An 18,176-nucleotide genomic window follows, 5' to 3' on the forward strand; every position below is an offset into this window, starting at 1 on the left:
TGCTTTGTTGTAGTTACGCCAGTTGGTGACTTTAAACTTCTGCTTTGCCATGGGACGACCCGTGTTGCCGGATGATGCGTGATCTGATCCTTTAACTCAGCAAAAGTTCGATTTATTCAACAAAGCCTCGCTACAGCACAATGATGGCAGGTTTTACTTATCAATATATCTCTCCCATCGGCGCATTCAGCACTACGCTTGGGGCTGATACGTTGAATAACAGTAAGGGCGTCACCGTGAATGCGGCGTATATTCTTCTGCAACAGTGGGGTAATTTCATTCTGGTTCCCGAAATGGGCATCGACTGGGCTAATGCGCAAAACACCCGCTATTACTATGGTATTTCAGAGCAAGAGTCCGCGCGCAGCGGCCTTGCCCCCTGGCGTCCACACGATAGTTTCGTGCCTTATTTGCAGCTGGCAATGAATTACGCCTGGTCAAAACAATGGAATACCTGGGGCGAAATCACCGGACGATTTTATCCATCGACAATAAGCGACAGCCCAATGGTCAATAAACACGGCGTCACCGAACTGACACTAGGGGTCAGTTATACCTTTTGATTTAAATCGATTCAAACGAGACGAGGTGCATGGCAATGAAAAAAAAAGCGGTGGTATGTGGCGTGGCAGCCATTTGTTCTACTCCAGTCTGGGCGGTTGATTACCTTTCAGGCCAGGAAAAACAGTATATTCACGATGGTTTATCGTTAACGACGTCGCTGGGTTACATGGGCGGGGAATCGAAAGAATACGTTTACGACAATGATAAGTTACTCAGCCGACTCGACTGGAAAATAAAGAACGCCGCGATCCTCAAAATGGAGGCAAATTATGATGTTCTTCCGTGGCTGAGCGTAAATGCCGCTGGCTGGACAACAGTAGCCTCCGGCTCTGGCCATTTAAATGATTTTGACTGGCAGGATCCTAATTCTTCGTCAAAAACCGACAGTTCCTCAAGCACTGCCGTATTGAATGAAGCCAATGAATATGATCTGAGCCTAAGAGGCTGGATAGTCAATAACAATAATTACAAGGCGGGAATGATTGCTGGCTATCAGGAGAGTCGGTTTAGCCTGACGGGGAAAGGCGGTACCTATGATTATGCAGGAACGGATGCGAACGATAACTATGACCCAAATCTCCCACGTCAGCGTGGCTCCTTCCCACGAAATCAATCGGTTATAGGCTATAAACAAACCTATCGCACCCCTTATATCGGCCTCATCGGAAAATACGCCATCAATGATTTTGAATTTAATGCACTCATGAAATACAGCCATTGGGTTGATGCCAAAGATAACGACAACCATTACTTAACCGGTGCAACCAGCGCGACCAATACCAGCAGCGCAGAACTTTGGGCCGGTCAGATTAATGCGGGTTACTGGGTGACATCGCAGGCCAAAATTTTCACCGAAGCCAATTACACCTATTATCCGAATAAAAAAGGCAAGATTGAGCAATGGGATAACGATGGCTATCAGTCAGCGTCCAGCGGGGGGGGTATTCAGAACAGAAACTGGACCATCACGGCTGGTTTGCAATATTTGTGGTGACGCAATAAAGGGGTCGTATGTTATTAAATAAGCGGCTATTTGCCATTATTTTTTCAGTGACGGTATTCAGCTTAACTTACGGTCTGAGCTCACCTTTATTGTCCTTTAAACTGATTCATGCAGGCATGACGGAAAGCATGATTGGCCTCAATGCCGCGATGCACGCCGTCGGCGTTTTTGCCATCGCGCCGTTTTTGCCTGCTTTGTTCAGACGAGTTCGCCCTGCCACTCTGATGCTGATATCACTCGGCGCCATCGCCATTATTTTCCTGTTATTCAGCGTGGTCACACTCCCGTTCTGGTTCTTGCTAAGAATGGGGCTCGGCATGTTCAGTGAAATCATCATGGTCCAGACCGAAACCTGGTTGAACGGCAGTACCGTGGAACGCGCCAGAGGCAAAGTGCTCGCACTCTATACGGCAGGGATGTCATTGGGGTTCGCGGCGGGCCCGTTGATACTCGCCTACACCGGCAGCGACGGCAACCTGGCGTTTTATATTTCGGCCCTGATTACCGCCATCGCGATTGGGCTAATCGCGCTTTCCGGCATGCCACGCGTCGAGCACGACGAGGATGCTCCGGAAGGGTTTTTAGGTAGCCTGAAACTTGCCGCCTTACCGATTATGGCCACGGTACTTAACGCCGCAGTCGAAATGCTGGGCATGAATTTCCTGTCTCTCTATGCCATAAAACTGGGCTGGAGCGAATCTGCGTCCGCATTACTGATTTCGGTTCTGATGTTCGGGGCCATCGTGCTGCAGCTGCCCGTTGGCTGGTTGGCCGATAAGGTCAACCGGCTTTCGCTCATACGAGTCCTGGCATTTCTCGCCGCGGCGCTGGCCTTTATCTGGCCCTATATTCTCGCCTTTCATTTTCTCTCGTACGTCATGTTATTTATCTGGGGCGGAATTTTTGTTGGCATATACACCGTCGCCATCACATGGGTGGGTGAGCGCTTTAAAGGTAGTCAACTGGCCGGAATTTATTCCGCGATGTCGGTCGCCTGGGGTGCAGGCGCGCTGGCAGGTCCGCTCCTGGGTGGGTTCGCCATGCAATATTCTTTACACGGACTGCCGTGGCTGACCGCTGCAATGTGCCTGTGTTTTGCTCTCTTCAGTTTGAGACCGTCTTTTCGGATGCTGAATTAACACCATAATTTGTTAAACACAGTGACCATTAGCCCGATAATTGTGCTCGCCATGTTCTTTCAGAGGAAGAGCTGAATATGGATGAACGGCAATTCGCATAGTTAGTGATTGATGTCGGCGGATGACATGAAAAAACGTGAATAATTGAATCATTTCGTAATTGAAGAACTCACCACGCTCCCTCATCTCACCATAAGTAAATCCGCATAGCGCGTGGTATATCGTGGCGAGAGCATGTCCCGTTTCATTTGCCACTGCTGGCGGATCCCCTGCCCGGCGAAATACAACGTCCCGCGCCCTTCTTTCACGTTCAGGTGATCCAGAACGTTCATCAGCTGCGGGCTGTTGTGACGCGACGCGTTTTCATCGAACAGGTTAAGCTGCGCCACGCCCTGACTGTAAAAATCGCTCAGCATCACCCCGGCTTTCTGATAGCGATGCCCTTCTCGCCAGATAGCCTCCAGGCAACGCGTCGCCACGCCGATAATATCCCGGCTGTCCTGCGTCGGCGTCAGCAGTTTTACCGAGGCGCTGTTGCCGTAATACGGCACATTCGGCGCAAATGGCGACGTTTTGACGAAAGCGGAGACAAACCGACAATATTGATGCTCGCCGCGCAGTTTTTCCGCGGCACGCGACGCATAGCTGCAAATCGCCTGGCGCATCTCCTCATATTCGGTGATGCGGTCCCCGAACGACCGGGAGCAGATAATGTCCTGTTTGACCGGCGCAAACTCTTCCAGCCCAAAACACGGTTCACCGCGCAGCTCACGCACGGTTCTTTCCAGCACCACGTTGAAATGCTTCCTGATGAAGCGAATATCGCTGTCTGCCAGCTGTAGCACGGTTTTGATCCCCATCGACTCCAGCTTTTTCGAGATCCGCCTCCCGACGCCCCAGACTTCACCCACCGACAATGCCGCCATCAGTTTCCTCTGACGTTCGACGTTCGACAAATCCACCACACCACCCGTCTGCCGCTGCCATTTCTTTGCCGCATGGTTCGCCAACTTGGCCAGCGTCTTGGTTTGGGCAATCCCCACCCCAACGGTCAGATGCGTGCACTGCAAAATCGTCGCTCTGATTTCACGGCCAAACTCGGTCAGGTCACGGCAGTTACGCACTCCGGTCAGGTCACAAAATACCTCATCGATGGAGTAGATTTCGCAGCGCGGCAGCATCCCCTCGAGGATGCTCATCACCCTGTTGGACATGTCCGCGTAAAGCTCATAGTTACTGCTGAAACACACCACGCCGTGACGCCTGAAAGCGTCTTTCTGTTTGAAGTACGGCTCACCCATTTTCACAAAGGGCTTTGCTTCAGCAGATCGCGCAATCACGCAGCCGTCGTTGTTGGATAAAACGACCACCGGCTTTCCCTTCAAATCCGGGCGAAACACGGTTTCACAGGAGGCATAAAATGAATTCACATCACACAGTGCGAACATATCAGCACGCAGACTTCACGATGTAAGTGACGACGCCGAACACTTCCAGGCAGTCTTCGCTGCCAATCATAATCGGCCGGTAGGCGGTATTCTCCGGTTTGAGCATGACGACAGGATGCAGTTGCAGGCGCTTCACCGTAAATTCGCCGTCGACCGCGGCGATGACGATGTCACCGTGTTCGGCCTTACGGGAGCTGTCCACCACCAGCAAATCGCCCTCGCTGATCCCGGCATCCATCATTGAATCACCAGAGGATTTCACAAAATAGGTCGCGCTCGGGTGCTGAATCATCAATTCATTCAGGTCGATGCGCTGCTCAACGTAATCCTGCGCCGGGCTGGGAAAGCCGCATGGGACACGGTCTCCAAAGAGGGGGAACGCCACAATTGGGCGCAATTCGGCGGGTGTGAAAAACTGCATGAGAATCACCATCAATGATAACTGTATATATATACAGTATTGCATGTTGATGGCAGAGATCAAGCAGGATCCGCTGATAACGCAGATCCTCGACGCAACCGCAGGGGTGACAGCAGGCTACGATTCATATACGATTTATATATGTTTCATATATAGAGTGTCGCTTTATGGGAATCGTTAAAATTTCCGACCTGCTGCATGAAGACATCCGTGATGCCAGCAAGGCCATGTCACGGTCGGTGAATGCGCAGGCCGAATACTGGATCCGCCTCGGAATGATGAGCGAGCTGTACCCGGATCTTAACTACCAGCAAATCAAAATGATGATGCTGAAATCCGGATCCGATCGACTGCTGGAGGTAATCAATGCCATCAATTCTCATTAAAACCGCCGATGAACTCTCCCGCCAGCGTCATGCGGGCGAGCTGTTAGCCTCTGTGTTTGCCATGCTGGATGACTTTATTCAGCCCGGCGTCAGCACTATGGATATCAATAACCGCGCCGAAGATTTTATCGTCAATCAACTGCAATCCCGCCCGGCCAGTAAAGGGCAATACGATTTCCCATACGTACTGAATACCTCGGTGAATGAGGTGGTGTGTCACGGGATCCCGAAAGAGTCGGAACACCTGAAATCCGGCGCTATCGTGAACGTCGATATCACGCTGGAAAAAGACGGCATGATCGCGGACTCCAGCAAAATGTACCTGATTGGCGACGTTTCGCCACTGGCCCGTCGGCTAGTGAACAAAACCTACGAAGCGATGTGGAAAGGCATCAAAGCCGTGAAGCCCGGTGCGACGCTGGGCGATATTGGGCATGCCATCCAGACGTATGCGGAAAGCAACGGTTATAGCGTGGTGCGGGAATACTGTGGGCATGGCATTGGCAAAGAGATGCACGAAGAGCCGCAGGTGCTGCACTACGGCAAACCCGGCACCGGCGAGGTGCTGCGTGAGGGAATGGTGTTTACCATCGAACCGATGATTAACCAGGGCGACAGCAAAATCAAAACCAAAAAGGACGGCTGGACGGTGATCACCCGCGACAAAAAATTGTCGGCGCAGTGGGAGCACACCATCGCCGTGACCGCTGATGGCTTCGACGTTTTGACGCTGCGTAAAGGTGAGACCATTCCGGTGTAGTGCTTGATTGCCTGGCGGCGCTACGCTTGTACGGGCCTACGGGACATTTATCGACCCGTGCAAACGCAGCGCCACCGGGCAATTTTACGCATCCAACTCGTCAAACACCTGTTGCGCCAGATGCAGCGTAGCGTTGGCCGCCGGAAGACCGCAATACAGCGCCGAATGCATGATGAGCTCTTTGAGTTCATCGCGCGTAACGCCGTTATTGAATGCCGCACGCAGGTGCATTTTCAGCTCGGCCTCGCGGTTGAGCGCAATGAGCATCGCGATGGTAATCATGCTGCGGGTGTGGTGGCTCAAACCCGGACGGGTCCAGGTTTCGCCCCACGCATAGCGGGTAATAAAATTCTGAAACTCTTCATTCAGCGGCGACAGGTTATCCAGCGTGCGATCTACGTGCGCGTCACCCAGCACTTTGCGGCGCACATCCATACCTTGATGATAGCGTGCTTCATCGTCCATGCATTACCCCCGGAAATAGCTCAACACCACAGAGGCAAACTCATCTGCGGCTTCAACGTTAGAAAGATGCGATGCGGGCAGCGTCACACACTGGCTACCGGCAATATTTTTATGCAGGAAATCGGCATCCACCAGCGTGGTCACCGGGTCATATTCCCCGGCGATAATCAGCACCGGCGCGGTAATGGCGCTGACTTCAGCGCGTAAATCTGCCGCGGCCAGCGCTTCGCAACCTTCAGCGTAGCCTTCCGGATCCATGTGCGTCAGCTCGTGAACCAGTTGATCCACCACTTCCGGAGAATGCTGCCGAAACGTCGGGGTGAACCAGCGGTCAGCCGTGCCTGCCGCCACAACGTCCATGCCTTCCTGACGCACGGCGCGCGCACGCGAAAGCCAGCTGGCCTGGTCGCCGATTTTGGCTGCCGTGTTCGCCACGGCAAAGCCATAAAAACGCTCCGGCGCAAAACGTGCCAGCCACAGCCCGGTCAGGCCGCCGACAGAAATCCCGCAGAAACAGGCCTTGTCGATATGCAGGTGATCGAGTAGCGCAATCACATCCTCGCCCAGCTGTGCAAGCGTCACTTTGCCGCGTTTGGTGGTTTGCCCATGGCCGTGCGTGTCGTAGCGCAGCACGCGAAAATAGGCGCTCAGGGCCTGAATCTGCGGCTGCCACAGCGACAGCGACGTGCCCATCGAGTTCGAGAGCACCAGCACCGGCGCGTTTTCCGGGCCATCAATCTGATAATGAAGCGTCATGGCGTTGCTCCTGATATCGCGTCAGAACCTGACGCACAAAATGATCGGCGCTGCCGGTGGCCCGCGACGGGTCCAGCAGCGTATGTAATTCAGTCGGAGTGAACCAGGCGGTGATGCGCGAGTCGGCTTCCAGCAGCTGCAGCAGTGGGCGTTTTTGGTCCAACGCCGCGTGACAAAGTGTCTCCACGAGATGATGCGCGTCCTGTTTGCCCAGATGTTTCGCCAGCGCCAGAGTTAACGATTCCGCCATAATCAGCCCGTGCGTGATATCCAGGTCGGCGCGCATTTTGGCGGCGTCCACCTGCATCCCACGCACCAGCTGTTCGCTCTGAACGATAGCCGCGCCGGTCAGCATCAGCAGTTCGGGCAGCACTTCCCATTCCGCCTGCCAGCCACCGAGCGCCCTTTCATGCTGCTGAATCTGACTGGCGTACAGCGTCGCCATCAGGCCCGGCGTGCGCTGGGCGGCAGTGAGAATAACCGCGCAGCCAATCGGATTACGTTTGTGCGGCATGGTCGACGATCCGCCGCGCCCTGGGGCCGTCGGCTCGCAGACTTCCGCCACTTCGGTCTGCATCAGCAGTGAAAAATCGTTGGCGAATTTACCGAGCGTGCCACACATGCCTGCGTACCCGTGCCCGACCTCGAGGAACCGATCGCGTTGGCTGTGCCACGGCGTATCCGGCTGCGTGAGGTGTAATTCCTGCGCTAACGCCTGTGCCACCGCCGGACCGTGCTCATTGAGTGAGACCAGGGTGCCCGCCGCGCCGCCAAACTGAAGCGTCAAAACGCGAGACTGCATTTCACGCAGGCGTAACTGCCAGCGCAGTAGCGCATCCAGCGTTCCGGCGAGTTTGAGGCCAAAAGTGACAGGCAGCGCGTGCTGCATCCAGGTGCGGCCCGGCATCACCGTCTGGCGATGGGTTTCGGTTTGTTCGGCCAGCGTCGACAAAAGCTGCGTCAGCATCACGTTCGTTTCGCGCAACGCATTACGCAGTTGCAGCACAAAACCGGTGTCGATAGCATCCTGACTGGTTGCGCCCCAGTGCACGTAGCGGGCCGCATTTTCATCTCGCATTTTCACCTGTGCAGTGAGCTGCCTGACCAGCGGAATTGCCAGGTTACCCGCGCTGGCGGCGGCATCAGCCAATGCCAGCAGGTCGATATTCTTTACCTGACAGGCGGCTTCAATGGCCGCCACTGCCTCCTGCGGGATAACGCCGCAGCGCGCTTCGGCCCGCGCCAGTGCGGCTTCAAAATCGAGCATCCCCTGCACGGTGTTCACGTCGCTAAAAATTTCCGTCAGCGCACTGCCGCGCAACAGCGGGGTCAACACATCCATTCCGGCTCCTTAAACCCGTTCAATAATCAGCGCAATCCCCTGCCCAACGCCGATACACATGGTGCACAGCGCGTAGCGCCCGCCGGTGCGTTTCAGCTGATACGCGGCGGTCATCGCCAGTCGTCCACCGGACGCACCGAGCGGATGCCCCAGCGCAATCGCCCCGCCGTTCGGGTTGATGTGGGCCGCATCGTCCGCCAGCCCCAGCGAACGCGTCACCGCCAGCGCCTGGGCAGCAAAGGCTTCATTCAGTTCTATCACATCCATCTGGTCAAGCGTCAATCCGGTCTGCGCCAGCACTTTGCGTACCGCAGGAGACGGACCAAAACCCATTATTCGCGGTGCCACGCCCGCCGTCGCCCCGCCAACCACGCGCGCCAGCGGCTGTAAATCGTGGGCAATTAATGCTTGCTCGCTTGCCAGCAGCATCGCACATGCCCCGTCGTTCACACCGGAAGCATTGCCCGCCGTGACGCTACCGTCGGCACGCACCACCCCTTTCAGTTTAGCCAGTGATTCCAGCGAAGTGTTGCGCGGGTGCTCATCGCGCGCAAAATTCAGCGCATCGCCTTTACGCTGCGGCACCGATACGGCGATGAGTTCGTCATCAAACAGACCTTTTCCCTGCGCCAGTGCGGTTCGCTGCTGACTACGGAGCGCAAACGCATCCTGATCGGCGCGGGAAATACCGAACTCATCCGCCACGTTTTCCGCCGTTTCCGGCATCGAATCTACACCGTATAGCGCTTTCATCAGCGGGTTGATAAAACGCCAGCCGATGGTGGTGTCTTCCATTTTCATGCTGCGGCTAAAGGCGCTTTCGGCCTTGCCCATCACAAACGGCGCACGGGACATGCTTTCCACGCCACCGGCGACCATCAACTGCGTTTCCCCGCTTTTAATCGCGCGCGCCGCTATACCTATCGCGTCCAGGCTCGAACCACAAAGGCGGTTCACGGTGCTGCCCGGCACATTTTCCGGCAGTCCGGCCAGCAGCAGAGCCATGCGCGCCACGTTGCGATTGTCTTCCCCGGCCTGGTTGGCACAGCCGTAAATCACATCGTCGATACGCGCCGGATCCAGCCCCGGATTGCGTTCCAGCAGCGCCTTCAGCGGCAGAGCGGCTAAATCATCAGCCCGCACCGTCGAAAGCGTACCACCAAAGCGACCAAAGGGTGTACGCACTGCGTCGCAGATAAATGCCTGATTCATCGTCATTCCTTACGCGCTTTGCGCCAGTTGGCTGAAGGTCAGTTTCACCGGCGTGAGTCGCTGCAATTCTTCAAACGAGAGTCCGTTGAAAATTTCGCGCACCACCGGGCCGTCAGGTGTGATATCCATCACCGCCAGATCAGTATAAATGCGGCTGACGCAGCCAATACCAGTCAGCGGATAGCTGCAGCTCTCCACCAGTTTGCACTCGCCGTCGCGAGTCAGGTGATCCATCATCACGAACACCTGGCGTGCGCCAATGGCGAGATCCATCGCCCCGCCAACAGCCGGGATCGCATCCGGGGCGCCAGTGCTCCAGTTAGCGAGATCGCCGCTGGCAGAAACCTGATACGCGCCCAGCACGCAGATATCGAGATGGCCGCCACGCATCATCGCGAACGAGTCACCGTGATGGAAATAGCAGCCACCCGGCAGCAACGTGACGTACTCTTTCCCGGCGTTGATCAGCTCCGGATCCTCTTCCCCTTCCTGTGGCTTTGGCCCCATACCAAGCAGCCCATTTTCGCTGTGCAGGAAGATCTCTTTGTCCGCCGGAAGGTAGTTGGCGATGCGGGTTGGCAGGCCGATACCCAGATTCACATACGCACCTTCAGGAATATCCTGGGCCACGCGTTTCGCCATTTCGTCACGAGTCAGTTTTTGCATCAGGTTATCCTCAGGCGCTTTTGGCCGCGGTCAGGTTAGCCAGCGAAAATACGCGCTGAACGAAAATCCCCGGCGTTACCACGTTTTCCGGGTCAAGTTCACCAAGCGGCACAATGTCCGACACTTCCGCCACGGTGATTTTTGCCGCCGTCGCCATGATCGGCCCAAAGTTGCGCGCCGCTTTGCGATAAATCAGGTTGCCCCAGCGGTCTGCCTGATGGGCTTTGATCAACGCGAAATCCGCATGGATCGGATATTCGAGCACATAATGACGACCGTCTATTTCACGCGTCTCTTTGCCTTCCGCCAGCGGCGTGCCGTAGCCGGTTGGCGTAAACACCGCGCCAAGCCCTGCCCCAGCAGCCTGAATACGCGCCGCCAGATTGCCCTGCGGCACCAGTTCCAGCTCCACTTTCCCGCGGCGATACAGGTCATCAAAAATCTGCGAATCCACCTGACGCGGGAAGGAGCAGATCATTTTGCGCACCCTACCGGCTTTCAGCAGCGCTGCCAGGCCGACTTCGCCGTTTCCGGCGTTGTTATTAATGATGGTGAGGTCACGGGCGCCCTGTGCTATCAGGGCATCAATCAGAAAGGTAGGCTGTCCGGCGGGGCCAAAACCACCGATCATGATGATGGCACCATCGGGGATTCCGGCGATGGCCTGTTCCGGCGTCGGGACGCTTTTGTCGATCATCAGGTTGCTCCTTGTTGTGCGGTTATCGCACTTTTATGCGTTGTTCGCACAAAATGTGACCCGCTTAACGATGTCGGTCAAGGGCGATAATCGAAATATGGTGCGATTATCGAACATCCTGTATGTTTGTTTTCAGAATGTGATCGGTGACAAACCCGGAGACAAAAATATGACCAAACATCCTGACGACGTACTGAACGGTGAGAGCGATCCGTTCAAGGGAGACCCGAATTATATGGCTTCGCTGGCGCGTGGTCTGGAGGTGATTCAGGCATTTACCCCGCAACGCCCGGTGCTGTCGATTTCGCAAATCAGCCAGAAAACCGGCATTCCCCGGGCGGCGGTACGACGCTGCCTGTACACCCTCGGCAAGCTGGGGTTTGTGTACGCCGAGGACGGCAAAAACTTCCAGCTGCGTCCGCGCATTCTGTCGCTCGGCCACGCCTGGCTGGCCTCTACGCCGCTGGCCCGTTCCGCGCAGCCGGTGCTCAAACACCTGAGTGAAATGCTGAATGAATCCTGCTCCATCGCCACGCTCGACGGTGACGATATTCTGTATATTGCGCGTGCATCGAGTTCCCGAATCATGACTATCGATTTGGATATCGGCAGCCGCTTGCCCGCCTGGGCGACGTCAATGGGGCGCGTACTGTTGAGCCACCAGCCGGAAGAGAAACTGAACGATATGCTGGCGCGGGTAACGATGATCCGTTACACGCCGCAAACGGTGGATTCAGTGAGCAAACTACGTACAGAGTTGAAGCGCGTGCGCCAGCAGGGCTACGCGCTGAACGATCAGGAGCTGGAAATGGGGTTACGATCGCTGGCGGTGCCGCTGTTTAACCCGCAGGGGCATTGTGTTGCGGCACTGAACGTCGGGGTCCATGCGGGCCAGGTTTCCGCCAATGAAATGGTCGATCGCGTGTTGCCAGAACTGCAGAAAGCGGCGAAGGAATTAACGCTGTTGCTGCGTTAGCGGCTGCGTTTGGCGTGGCGTTCCCAGTTTTCCTGCTTCGCCTGTTCGGATTTCTTCAACGCCACATAGCACGCCCCGCTGCCGCCGTGATGCGGCAGTGCGCTACAAAACGCCTGTACGTCGTCAAATTCCGTCAACCAGCGCGCCAGATAGCTCCGAATCACATTGGCGTGGGAATTGTCCGCCTTGCCTTTGCCATGAACGATCAGCACGTTTCTCAGACCGTCTTTATGCGCCTGACGGATAAACGCAAACAGCTGCTGTCGACATTGCTCGACCGGCTGGCGCAACAGCGTCAGGCTCGCCTGTTGGCTGTATTTTCCTAAGCGTAATTTATCCAGAACGCCGGTTTGTAACCCGTCACGCTTGAACTCCAGCGGCGTACCGAGCGGCACGAGGTCGAGGAAACCGGTGGTCAGGAAGTTATCAAGCTGGATCGTATCAATGTGCTGCGGCGTACGGGTGTTGCGGCTGGGCTGCCAGTGCACGTCATCATTGCGCTTCAGCGGCTGAACATCTTCCATGGCGTCAAGAAACAGAAATTTGTCGTCAGGGTTCATCTTCACTTCCTCCCAGTGCTGCGACGGCTGAAAAGCTACTATAGCCGCGCCCCGCCTCGCGCTCAACGCGTTTTGAGATTCTGGAAACTGATTGCCGAAAGAATATATTCTGAGATGAACATTAACCGAATGGGGAATAGGGACACTTAAGCCCTGCTTAAATAAGATTAATGCGCAATGAAGTGAATCACCAATGTTAATAAATTGTGAAATATATCACCTGAAAGTACTGGAAATTTAATTTAAATTCGCTATAACTATAATACCTGCATAGGGGAGCCAATTGCAGGAATACGTTATGGAAATATTGCTGTGTATACTGTGGGATCTGGCGGATGTCGGCAGATCCTGTTTTTTATTGTCGCGAATACAATCAATTACGGAATAATTGCTGACTCTGACGACGGAACTGCGTAATTAGCGAGGCGGTTAAGGGCGTCTGTTGGCTATCGCGGCGCTGAATCAGATAGTACGCGGCTTTCGGTAGCGGTTCAGCTATCGGGATTATCTCCAGACGGTGCGAGATTAGTCGGTCAGTACCTAACTCTTCCGGTAAAATACTTAAAAAATCACTTTGTGCAACCAGACTTATGCAAGATGAAAATGTTTCACACACCACGCCGATATTCGGTATTTGTGAACGGTCGCTGAATAATTCTTCGAGCTGTTTATAATAACTTCCACGCGGCGTTGGCATTGTCCAGTTATATTGTAATAAATCACTTATTGTTTTTGCCTCTCGCGCCGGATGACCGGTCCGGGCAAATACCGCGAAGCTTTTTTCAAATAATTTTTCAAACGTGAACTCGTGATCGTATGGCCCTTTATAATAACTATTAATGGTGAAATCCAGTTCCCCCTGCCGTAATTCATTGATCATCGATACCAGTTGGCCCTCCATGATCCTGACCTTCACTTGCGGATGCTGTTGATGAAAACGGGTAATTACCGGCGGCATGAGAGTGCGCGCCACGCTGGCCCCCAGTCCGACATTAATTTGCCCCGTTAAGCGTCCCTGGCGTTGCAGAATTTCTTCTTGCGCCGCACGCAGCTCCTCAAGAATTAAACTGGCATGCTGATAAAAACTTTCGCCGCATTCTGTGAGCGCCACACCTTTACTGCGTCTGACAAATAACTGGGCGGAAACGCCCTCTTCCAGCTCTTTAATCGATTTGGTCAGCGCCGGTTGTGAAAGCTGAAGGATCCGGCTGGCTCCACGAATACTGCCCTGTCTCGCCACTTCCACGAATGCACGAATTTGATGAATTTTAACCTGAAAGGTCATACCCGCCCCGATAACCAAAATCTATCAGACACAAGAAACTGGCATCTACTGTAATGCAAAGCGATATGGCAGGGTAATGGCCGAAACGTTAAAAAATTATTACTGATAAGTAAAAACTATCACAGCGTGAAGTGATTCACATTTTTTGCCGATGACAGGAGAACTTATGCAATTACTTAGCGATTACGTTGCGTCGCTGGCGACGGATCTCCGCGCCTGGCGTCGTGATTTTCATCAATATGCCGAATCCGGTTGGCTGGAATTTCGTACCGCCGCCAAAGTGGCGGAGATCCTCGACGAGCTGGGCTACGAATTAGCCATCGGTCGCGAAGTCGTCGAGGCACAAAGTCGGATGGGTCTGCCCGATGACAACACACTGGCGCAAGCCTACGAACGCGCTCGTCTTCAGGGTGCGCCGGAACGCTGGCTTCCGGCATTTAAAGGTGGCTTTACTGGCGTCGTGGCGACGCTAAAAACGGGGCGCCCTGGCCCGACGCAGGCCTTCCGTGTCGATATGGATGCACTGGATCTCAATGAACAGCTGGACGACAGCCATCGCCCATTCCGCGACGGTTTTGCTTCCTGTAACGCAGGCATGATGCACGCCTGCGGCCATGATGGGCACACCGCCATTGGTTTAGGTCTCGCCCACGTGTTGAAGAGGTTTGCTGATAACCTCAGCGGCACCCTTAAACTCATTTTTCAGCCAGCCGAAGAAGGCACTCGTGGCGCACGGGCGATGGTTGCTGCGGGCATTCTGGATGATGTGGATTACTTTACTGCGGTACATATCGGCACCGGCGTGAGTGCAGGAACCGTGGTCTGTGGGGCGGATAACTTTATGGCTACCAGCAAATTTGATGTGCGTTTTAGCGGTGTTGCCGCGCATGCAGGCGGGAAACCCGAAGACGGTCGCAATGCGCTTTTGGCTGCAGCTCAGGCGGCAATTGCACTACACAGTATTGCCCCACACAGTGCGGGAGCCTCGCGGGTGAATGTCGGGGTGATGCAGGCTGGAACCGGGCGCAATGTCGTGCCTTCCTCGGCGCTGTTAAAAGTGGAAACACGCGGTGAGAGCGAAGTCATCAACCAGTACGTTTTCGACCAGGCGCAACATGTCATTGCGGGGGCGGCGGCGATGTACGGCGCGAGTGCCGATGTACGTCTGATGGGCGCGGCCACTGCGAGTTCACCGTCCCCGGTGTGGGTCAGTTTCCTCCGTGAACAGGCGGCTCTGGTCCCGGGCGTAAAGCAGGCAATCGATCGTGTCGCCGCTCCGGCGGGATCTGAAGATGCCACTCTGATGATGGCACGTGTGCAGGAACATCACGGTCTGGCCTCCTATATGGTTTTCGGTACTGAACTGAGTGCCGGGCATCACAATGAACAATTCGATTTTGACGAACAGGTGCTGGGCATTGCAGTGGAAACACTCGCGCGCATCGCGCTTTGTTGTCCGCAGACAGGAACAAAATAATGCAGCAAATTTACGATTTTGTGGCTGATACCTTGAATGCCCGCCAGCAGATGTTCAGCGATATTGCGGATGAGATTTGGGACCATCCGGAAACACGTTTTGAAGAATTCTGGTCAGCCGAACGACTGGCTGGCGCTCTTGAGGAAGAAGGGTTTAGTGTGGCCCGTGAAGCAGGCGCTATTCCCAATGCCTTTATTGCCAGTATCGGCAGCGGCAAACCGGTTATCGCGGTACTGGGTGAATACGATGCGCTGGCCGGGCTGAGCCAGCAAGCACATTGCCCCCAACCTCGCTCAACCACGCCTGGCGCCAACGGTCACGGCTGCGGACATAACTTGCTCGGCACCGCAGCGTTTGCCGCAGCGGTGGCAGCAAAAGCATGGCTGGAACAGCACGGTGGCGAAGGGACGCTGCGCTTTTATGGTTGCCCTGGCGAAGAAGGAGGATCGGGTAAAACCTTTATGGTCCGTGAAGGGCTGTTTGACGATGTCGATGCCGCTGTTACCTGGCATCCGGAAGCATTCGCCGGGATGTTCAGCTCCAGCACCCTGGCGAACATTCAGGCGGCATGGCGTTTCACCGGAGTGGCAGCTCACGCGGCCAACTCCCCGCATTTAGGGCGCAGCGCACTGGATGCCGTCACGTTGATGACGACGGGCAGCAATTTCCTCAACGAACACATCATTGAAAAAGCACGGGTGCACTATGCCATTACCGACACCGGCGGTATTTCACCCAATGTGGTTCAAGCGCAGGCCGAAGTGCTGTATCTGATTCGCGCCCCGGAGATGGCGGATGCGCAGCAGATTTATCAACGGATCGAAAAAATCGCGCAGGGCGCGGCGTTGATGACCGAAACCCAGGTCAGTTGTCGTTTCGAGAAAGCCTGTTCCAGTTATCTGCCAAACCGCACGCTGGAAGCTGCGATGTATCACGCGGTTCAGCACTACGCGACGCCAGAATGGAATGAGGAAGAACTGGCCTTTGCCCGGCAAATCCGCGACACACTCAGCGAGAACGATCTGCAGAACAGCCTGCAAAATATCGCCCGCACTGGCGCTGACGCAGGTACAGCATTTGCCCGTCGCCATCAGCAGACCCTACTGATTGACGAAGTCGCACCGTATGTGGCGAACGATGGCATTTTGCCGGGTTCAACGGATGTCGGTGATGTCAGTTGGAAAACACCGGTGGCCCAATGCTTCAGCCCCTGCTTTACCGTCGGTACGCCACTGCATACCTGGCAACTGGTGAGTCAGGGTCGCACCTCTATCGCCCATAAAGGAATGCTACACGCCGGTAAAATTATGGCGGCGACGGCCATCAAACTGTTTAACGATCCTGCGCTGTTGCAAGCGTGCCAGCACGAGCTGGCTCAGCAACTGGCGGAACGGCCTTATCAGTGTCCCATCCCGAAAAACGTGACACCGTCACCTTTAAAATAATCATTATAAAACAGAATAAACACAACGACACCCGAGGAACGCCCATGAGTATGTCTTCCATACCGACGCATTCCCCCACCGGTAAGCTATATGGCTGGGTAGAAAAGATTGGTAATAAAGTGCCGCACCCTTTCCTGCTGTTTGTGTATTTGATTGCGGCATTGATGATAGCCACTGCCGTACTGTCGGCCTTTGATGTCAGTGTTAAAAGCCCCGCTGACGGTTCGACAGTGGTGGTTAAAAATCTGCTTAGCGTCGAGGGGTTGCACTGGTTTTTACCCAATGTGATTAACAACTTCAGTGGCTTCGCCCCACTCGGCGCCATTCTGGCTTTGGTGCTGGGTGCAGGTCTCGCGGAACGTGTGGGCTTGCTACCCGCCCTGATGGTCAAAATGGCCTCGCACGTCAGCGCCCGTTATGCCAGCTATATGGTGCTGTTTATCGCCTTCTTCAGCCATATTTCGTCTGATGCCGCATTGGTGATTATGCCGCCGATGGGAGCCTTAATTTTCCTGGCAGTCGGGCGTCATCCGGTGGCGGGTCTGCTGGCAGCGATTGCCGGGGTTGGCTGTGGGTTTACCGCAAACTTATTGATTGTTACCACTGACGTGTTGCTCTCCGGAATCAGTACCGAGGCGGCAAAAACCATGGATGCCGCACTGCACGTGAGCGTGATTGATAACTGGTACTTTATGGCCTGTTCGGTGGTTGTGCTGACGATTGTCGGTGGCTTGATTACCGATAAAATCGTCGAACCGCGCCTCGGGGCGTGGCAAGGCAGTAGCGATGATAAACTGGAAACTCTGGGCGCTGAACAACGTTTTGGTTTACGGGTTGCCGGGGGCGTCTCACTGCTGTTCATCGGCCTGATAGCGCTGTTGGTTATCCCACAAAACGGTATTCTGCGTGACCCGGTGTTGCATACCGTACTGCCTTCACCGTTCATTAAAGGCATCGTACCGCTTATCATCTTTTTCTTCTTTGTGGTTTCGCTGTCTTATGGCCTGGCAACAAAGAAAATCCGCAGCCAGGCTGATATTCCCCATTTGATGATCGAACCGATGAAAGAGATGGCGGGATTTATCGTCATGGTGTTCCCGCTGGCCCAGTTTGTTGCGATGTTTAACTGGAGCAATATGGGCAAGTTTATGGCGGTCGGCCTGACCGATGTTCTGGAAAGTGCCGGTTTAGGTGGCGTGCCAGCGTTTGTCGGGCTGGCATTGCTTTCGTCATTGCTGTGTATGTTTATCGCCAGCGGCTCGGCTATCTGGTCAATTCTGGCACCTATCTTCGTGCCGATGTTTATGATGCTCGGTTTCCACCCGGCCTTTGCACAAATTCTGTTTCGTGTCGCAGATTCTTCCGTTATTCCACTGGCCCCGGTATCACCGTTCGTGCCGCTGTTTCTTGGCTTCCTACAACGCTATAAACCGGAGGCAAAACTCGGTACCTACTATTCGCTGGTGTTACCCTATCCGCTTATCTTTTTAGGGGTATGGTTGCTGATGCTGGTGACATGGTATCTTGTCGGGCTCCCCATTGGGCCGGGGATTTACCCGCGGCTGAACTAAGGA

19 protein-coding genes and 1 pseudogene are annotated in these 18,176 nt (G+C 54.7%); 9 read left to right on the forward strand and 11 right to left on the reverse strand.

The features are described 5' to 3' along the window. Positions 1-116: pseudogene (locus tag MUU51_RS22275) on the reverse strand (hypothetical protein); the annotation flags it as partial. 24 nt (positions 117-140) lie between these two features. Here MUU51_RS22275 and MUU51_RS03090 point away from each other — a divergent pair. Genes MUU51_RS03090 through MUU51_RS03100 form a run of 3 tightly spaced genes read left to right on the forward strand, consistent with a single transcriptional unit; the run spans position 141 to position 2,706 of the window. Continuing rightward, positions 141-563 carry a MipA/OmpV family protein gene (locus tag MUU51_RS03090; RefSeq protein WP_374684783.1) on the forward strand — a complete coding sequence of 141 codons (423 nt, stop codon included), beginning with the start codon at positions 141-143 and terminating at the stop codon, positions 561-563. A gap of 35 nt (positions 564-598) precedes the next feature. Beyond that, positions 599-1,558, forward strand: coding sequence for an omptin family outer membrane protease (locus tag MUU51_RS03095; RefSeq protein ID WP_258967085.1), 960 nt, complete (start codon positions 599-601; stop codon positions 1,556-1,558). 17 nt (positions 1,559-1,575) lie between these two features. Next, positions 1,576-2,706, forward strand: a complete 1,131-nt coding sequence (locus tag MUU51_RS03100) for an MFS transporter (protein ID WP_159768087.1) — start codon at positions 1,576-1,578, stop codon at positions 2,704-2,706. A gap of 182 nt (positions 2,707-2,888) precedes the next feature. Here MUU51_RS03100 and MUU51_RS03105 read toward each other — a convergent pair whose 3' ends face one another. Both MUU51_RS03105 and MUU51_RS03110 read right to left on the reverse strand, forming a co-directional pair. Next, positions 2,889-4,154 carry a Y-family DNA polymerase gene (locus MUU51_RS03105; RefSeq protein WP_159768084.1) on the reverse strand — a complete coding sequence of 422 codons (1,266 nt, stop codon included), beginning with the start codon at positions 4,152-4,154 and terminating at the stop codon, positions 2,889-2,891. Between the two features lies 1 nt (position 4,155). After that, positions 4,156-4,575 (reverse strand): translesion error-prone DNA polymerase V autoproteolytic subunit, encoded by a 420-nt coding sequence (locus tag MUU51_RS03110; RefSeq protein ID WP_159768064.1) that lies wholly within the window; start codon positions 4,573-4,575, stop codon positions 4,156-4,158. A gap of 167 nt (positions 4,576-4,742) precedes the next feature. Here MUU51_RS03110 and MUU51_RS03115 point away from each other — a divergent pair, with 167 nt between their 5' ends. Together MUU51_RS03115 and map are read left to right on the forward strand one after the other, a co-directional pair. Further along, positions 4,743-4,961: a ParD-like family protein gene (locus MUU51_RS03115; RefSeq protein ID WP_110508335.1), complete on the forward strand. Its 219-nt coding sequence runs from the start codon at positions 4,743-4,745 to the stop codon at positions 4,959-4,961. After that, the gene (gene map / locus MUU51_RS03120) at positions 4,942-5,721 is read left to right on the forward strand and encodes a type I methionyl aminopeptidase (protein WP_159768061.1); all 780 of its coding nucleotides are present in this window, start codon (positions 4,942-4,944) and stop codon (positions 5,719-5,721) included. The genes MUU51_RS03115 and map overlap by 20 nt, the downstream gene beginning before the upstream one ends. Positions 5,722-5,805: 84 nt before the next feature. Here the strand turns inward: map and pcaC are convergent, their stop codons facing one another. The 6 genes from pcaC to MUU51_RS03150 are packed head-to-tail and all read right to left on the reverse strand — an operon-like array spanning position 5,806 to position 10,859. Further along, positions 5,806-6,186, reverse strand: coding sequence for a 4-carboxymuconolactone decarboxylase (gene pcaC / locus MUU51_RS03125; RefSeq protein ID WP_258967086.1), 381 nt, complete (start codon positions 6,184-6,186; stop codon positions 5,806-5,808). A 3-nt stretch (positions 6,187-6,189) separates the two neighbouring features. After that, complete coding sequence (gene pcaD / locus MUU51_RS03130) at positions 6,190-6,942, reverse strand: 3-oxoadipate enol-lactonase (RefSeq protein ID WP_258967087.1); 753 nt, start codon at positions 6,940-6,942, stop codon at positions 6,190-6,192. Further along, the gene (locus MUU51_RS03135; protein WP_258967088.1) at positions 6,920-8,284 is read right to left on the reverse strand and encodes a 3-carboxy-cis,cis-muconate cycloisomerase; all 1,365 of its coding nucleotides are present in this window, start codon (positions 8,282-8,284) and stop codon (positions 6,920-6,922) included. Before MUU51_RS03135 ends, pcaD begins: the two co-directional genes overlap by 23 nt. A 9-nt stretch (positions 8,285-8,293) precedes the next feature. Beyond that, positions 8,294-9,496 (reverse strand): 3-oxoadipyl-CoA thiolase, encoded by a 1,203-nt coding sequence (gene pcaF / locus MUU51_RS03140; protein ID WP_258967089.1) that lies wholly within the window; start codon positions 9,494-9,496, stop codon positions 8,294-8,296. Between the two features lie 9 nt (positions 9,497-9,505). Next, the gene (locus MUU51_RS03145; RefSeq protein WP_159768046.1) at positions 9,506-10,162 is read right to left on the reverse strand and encodes a 3-oxoacid CoA-transferase subunit B; all 657 of its coding nucleotides are present in this window, start codon (positions 10,160-10,162) and stop codon (positions 9,506-9,508) included. 10 nt (positions 10,163-10,172) lie between these two features. After that, the gene (locus tag MUU51_RS03150; RefSeq protein WP_258967090.1) at positions 10,173-10,859 is read right to left on the reverse strand and encodes a 3-oxoacid CoA-transferase subunit A; all 687 of its coding nucleotides are present in this window, start codon (positions 10,857-10,859) and stop codon (positions 10,173-10,175) included. A gap of 169 nt (positions 10,860-11,028) precedes the next feature. Between MUU51_RS03150 and MUU51_RS03155 the strand changes: the two genes are divergently transcribed. Continuing rightward, positions 11,029-11,835: an IclR family transcriptional regulator domain-containing protein gene (locus tag MUU51_RS03155; protein ID WP_258967091.1), complete on the forward strand. Its 807-nt coding sequence runs from the start codon at positions 11,029-11,031 to the stop codon at positions 11,833-11,835. On the opposite strand, the gene smrA is transcribed toward MUU51_RS03155, so the two are convergent. Beyond that, positions 11,832-12,395: a DNA endonuclease SmrA gene (gene smrA, locus MUU51_RS03160; protein WP_258967092.1), complete on the reverse strand. Its 564-nt coding sequence runs from the start codon at positions 12,393-12,395 to the stop codon at positions 11,832-11,834. The two genes, MUU51_RS03155 and smrA, sit on opposite strands and share 4 nt — an antisense overlap. A 373-nt stretch (positions 12,396-12,768) precedes the next feature. Beyond that, positions 12,769-13,680 (reverse strand): LysR family transcriptional regulator, encoded by a 912-nt coding sequence (locus MUU51_RS03165; RefSeq protein ID WP_159768034.1) that lies wholly within the window; start codon positions 13,678-13,680, stop codon positions 12,769-12,771. A gap of 166 nt (positions 13,681-13,846) precedes the next feature. Between MUU51_RS03165 and MUU51_RS03170 the strand changes: the two genes are divergently transcribed. From MUU51_RS03170 to abgT, 3 genes are read left to right on the forward strand one after another with little or no spacing between them, the layout of a single operon-like run. Continuing rightward, the gene (locus MUU51_RS03170; protein WP_159768031.1) at positions 13,847-15,157 is read left to right on the forward strand and encodes a M20 family metallo-hydrolase; all 1,311 of its coding nucleotides are present in this window, start codon (positions 13,847-13,849) and stop codon (positions 15,155-15,157) included. Then, positions 15,157-16,602 (forward strand): M20 family metallopeptidase, encoded by a 1,446-nt coding sequence (locus tag MUU51_RS03175; RefSeq protein ID WP_159768028.1) that lies wholly within the window; start codon positions 15,157-15,159, stop codon positions 16,600-16,602. Before MUU51_RS03170 ends, MUU51_RS03175 begins: the two co-directional genes overlap by 1 nt. Positions 16,603-16,646: 44 nt before the next feature. Further along, the gene (gene abgT, locus MUU51_RS03180; protein ID WP_258967093.1) at positions 16,647-18,173 is read left to right on the forward strand and encodes a p-aminobenzoyl-glutamate transporter; all 1,527 of its coding nucleotides are present in this window, start codon (positions 16,647-16,649) and stop codon (positions 18,171-18,173) included. Positions 18,174-18,176 lie beyond the last annotated feature (3 nt).

This window comes from Scandinavium manionii (genome assembly GCF_024764775.1).
Taxonomy (GTDB): domain Bacteria; phylum Pseudomonadota; class Gammaproteobacteria; order Enterobacterales; family Enterobacteriaceae; genus Scandinavium; species Scandinavium manionii.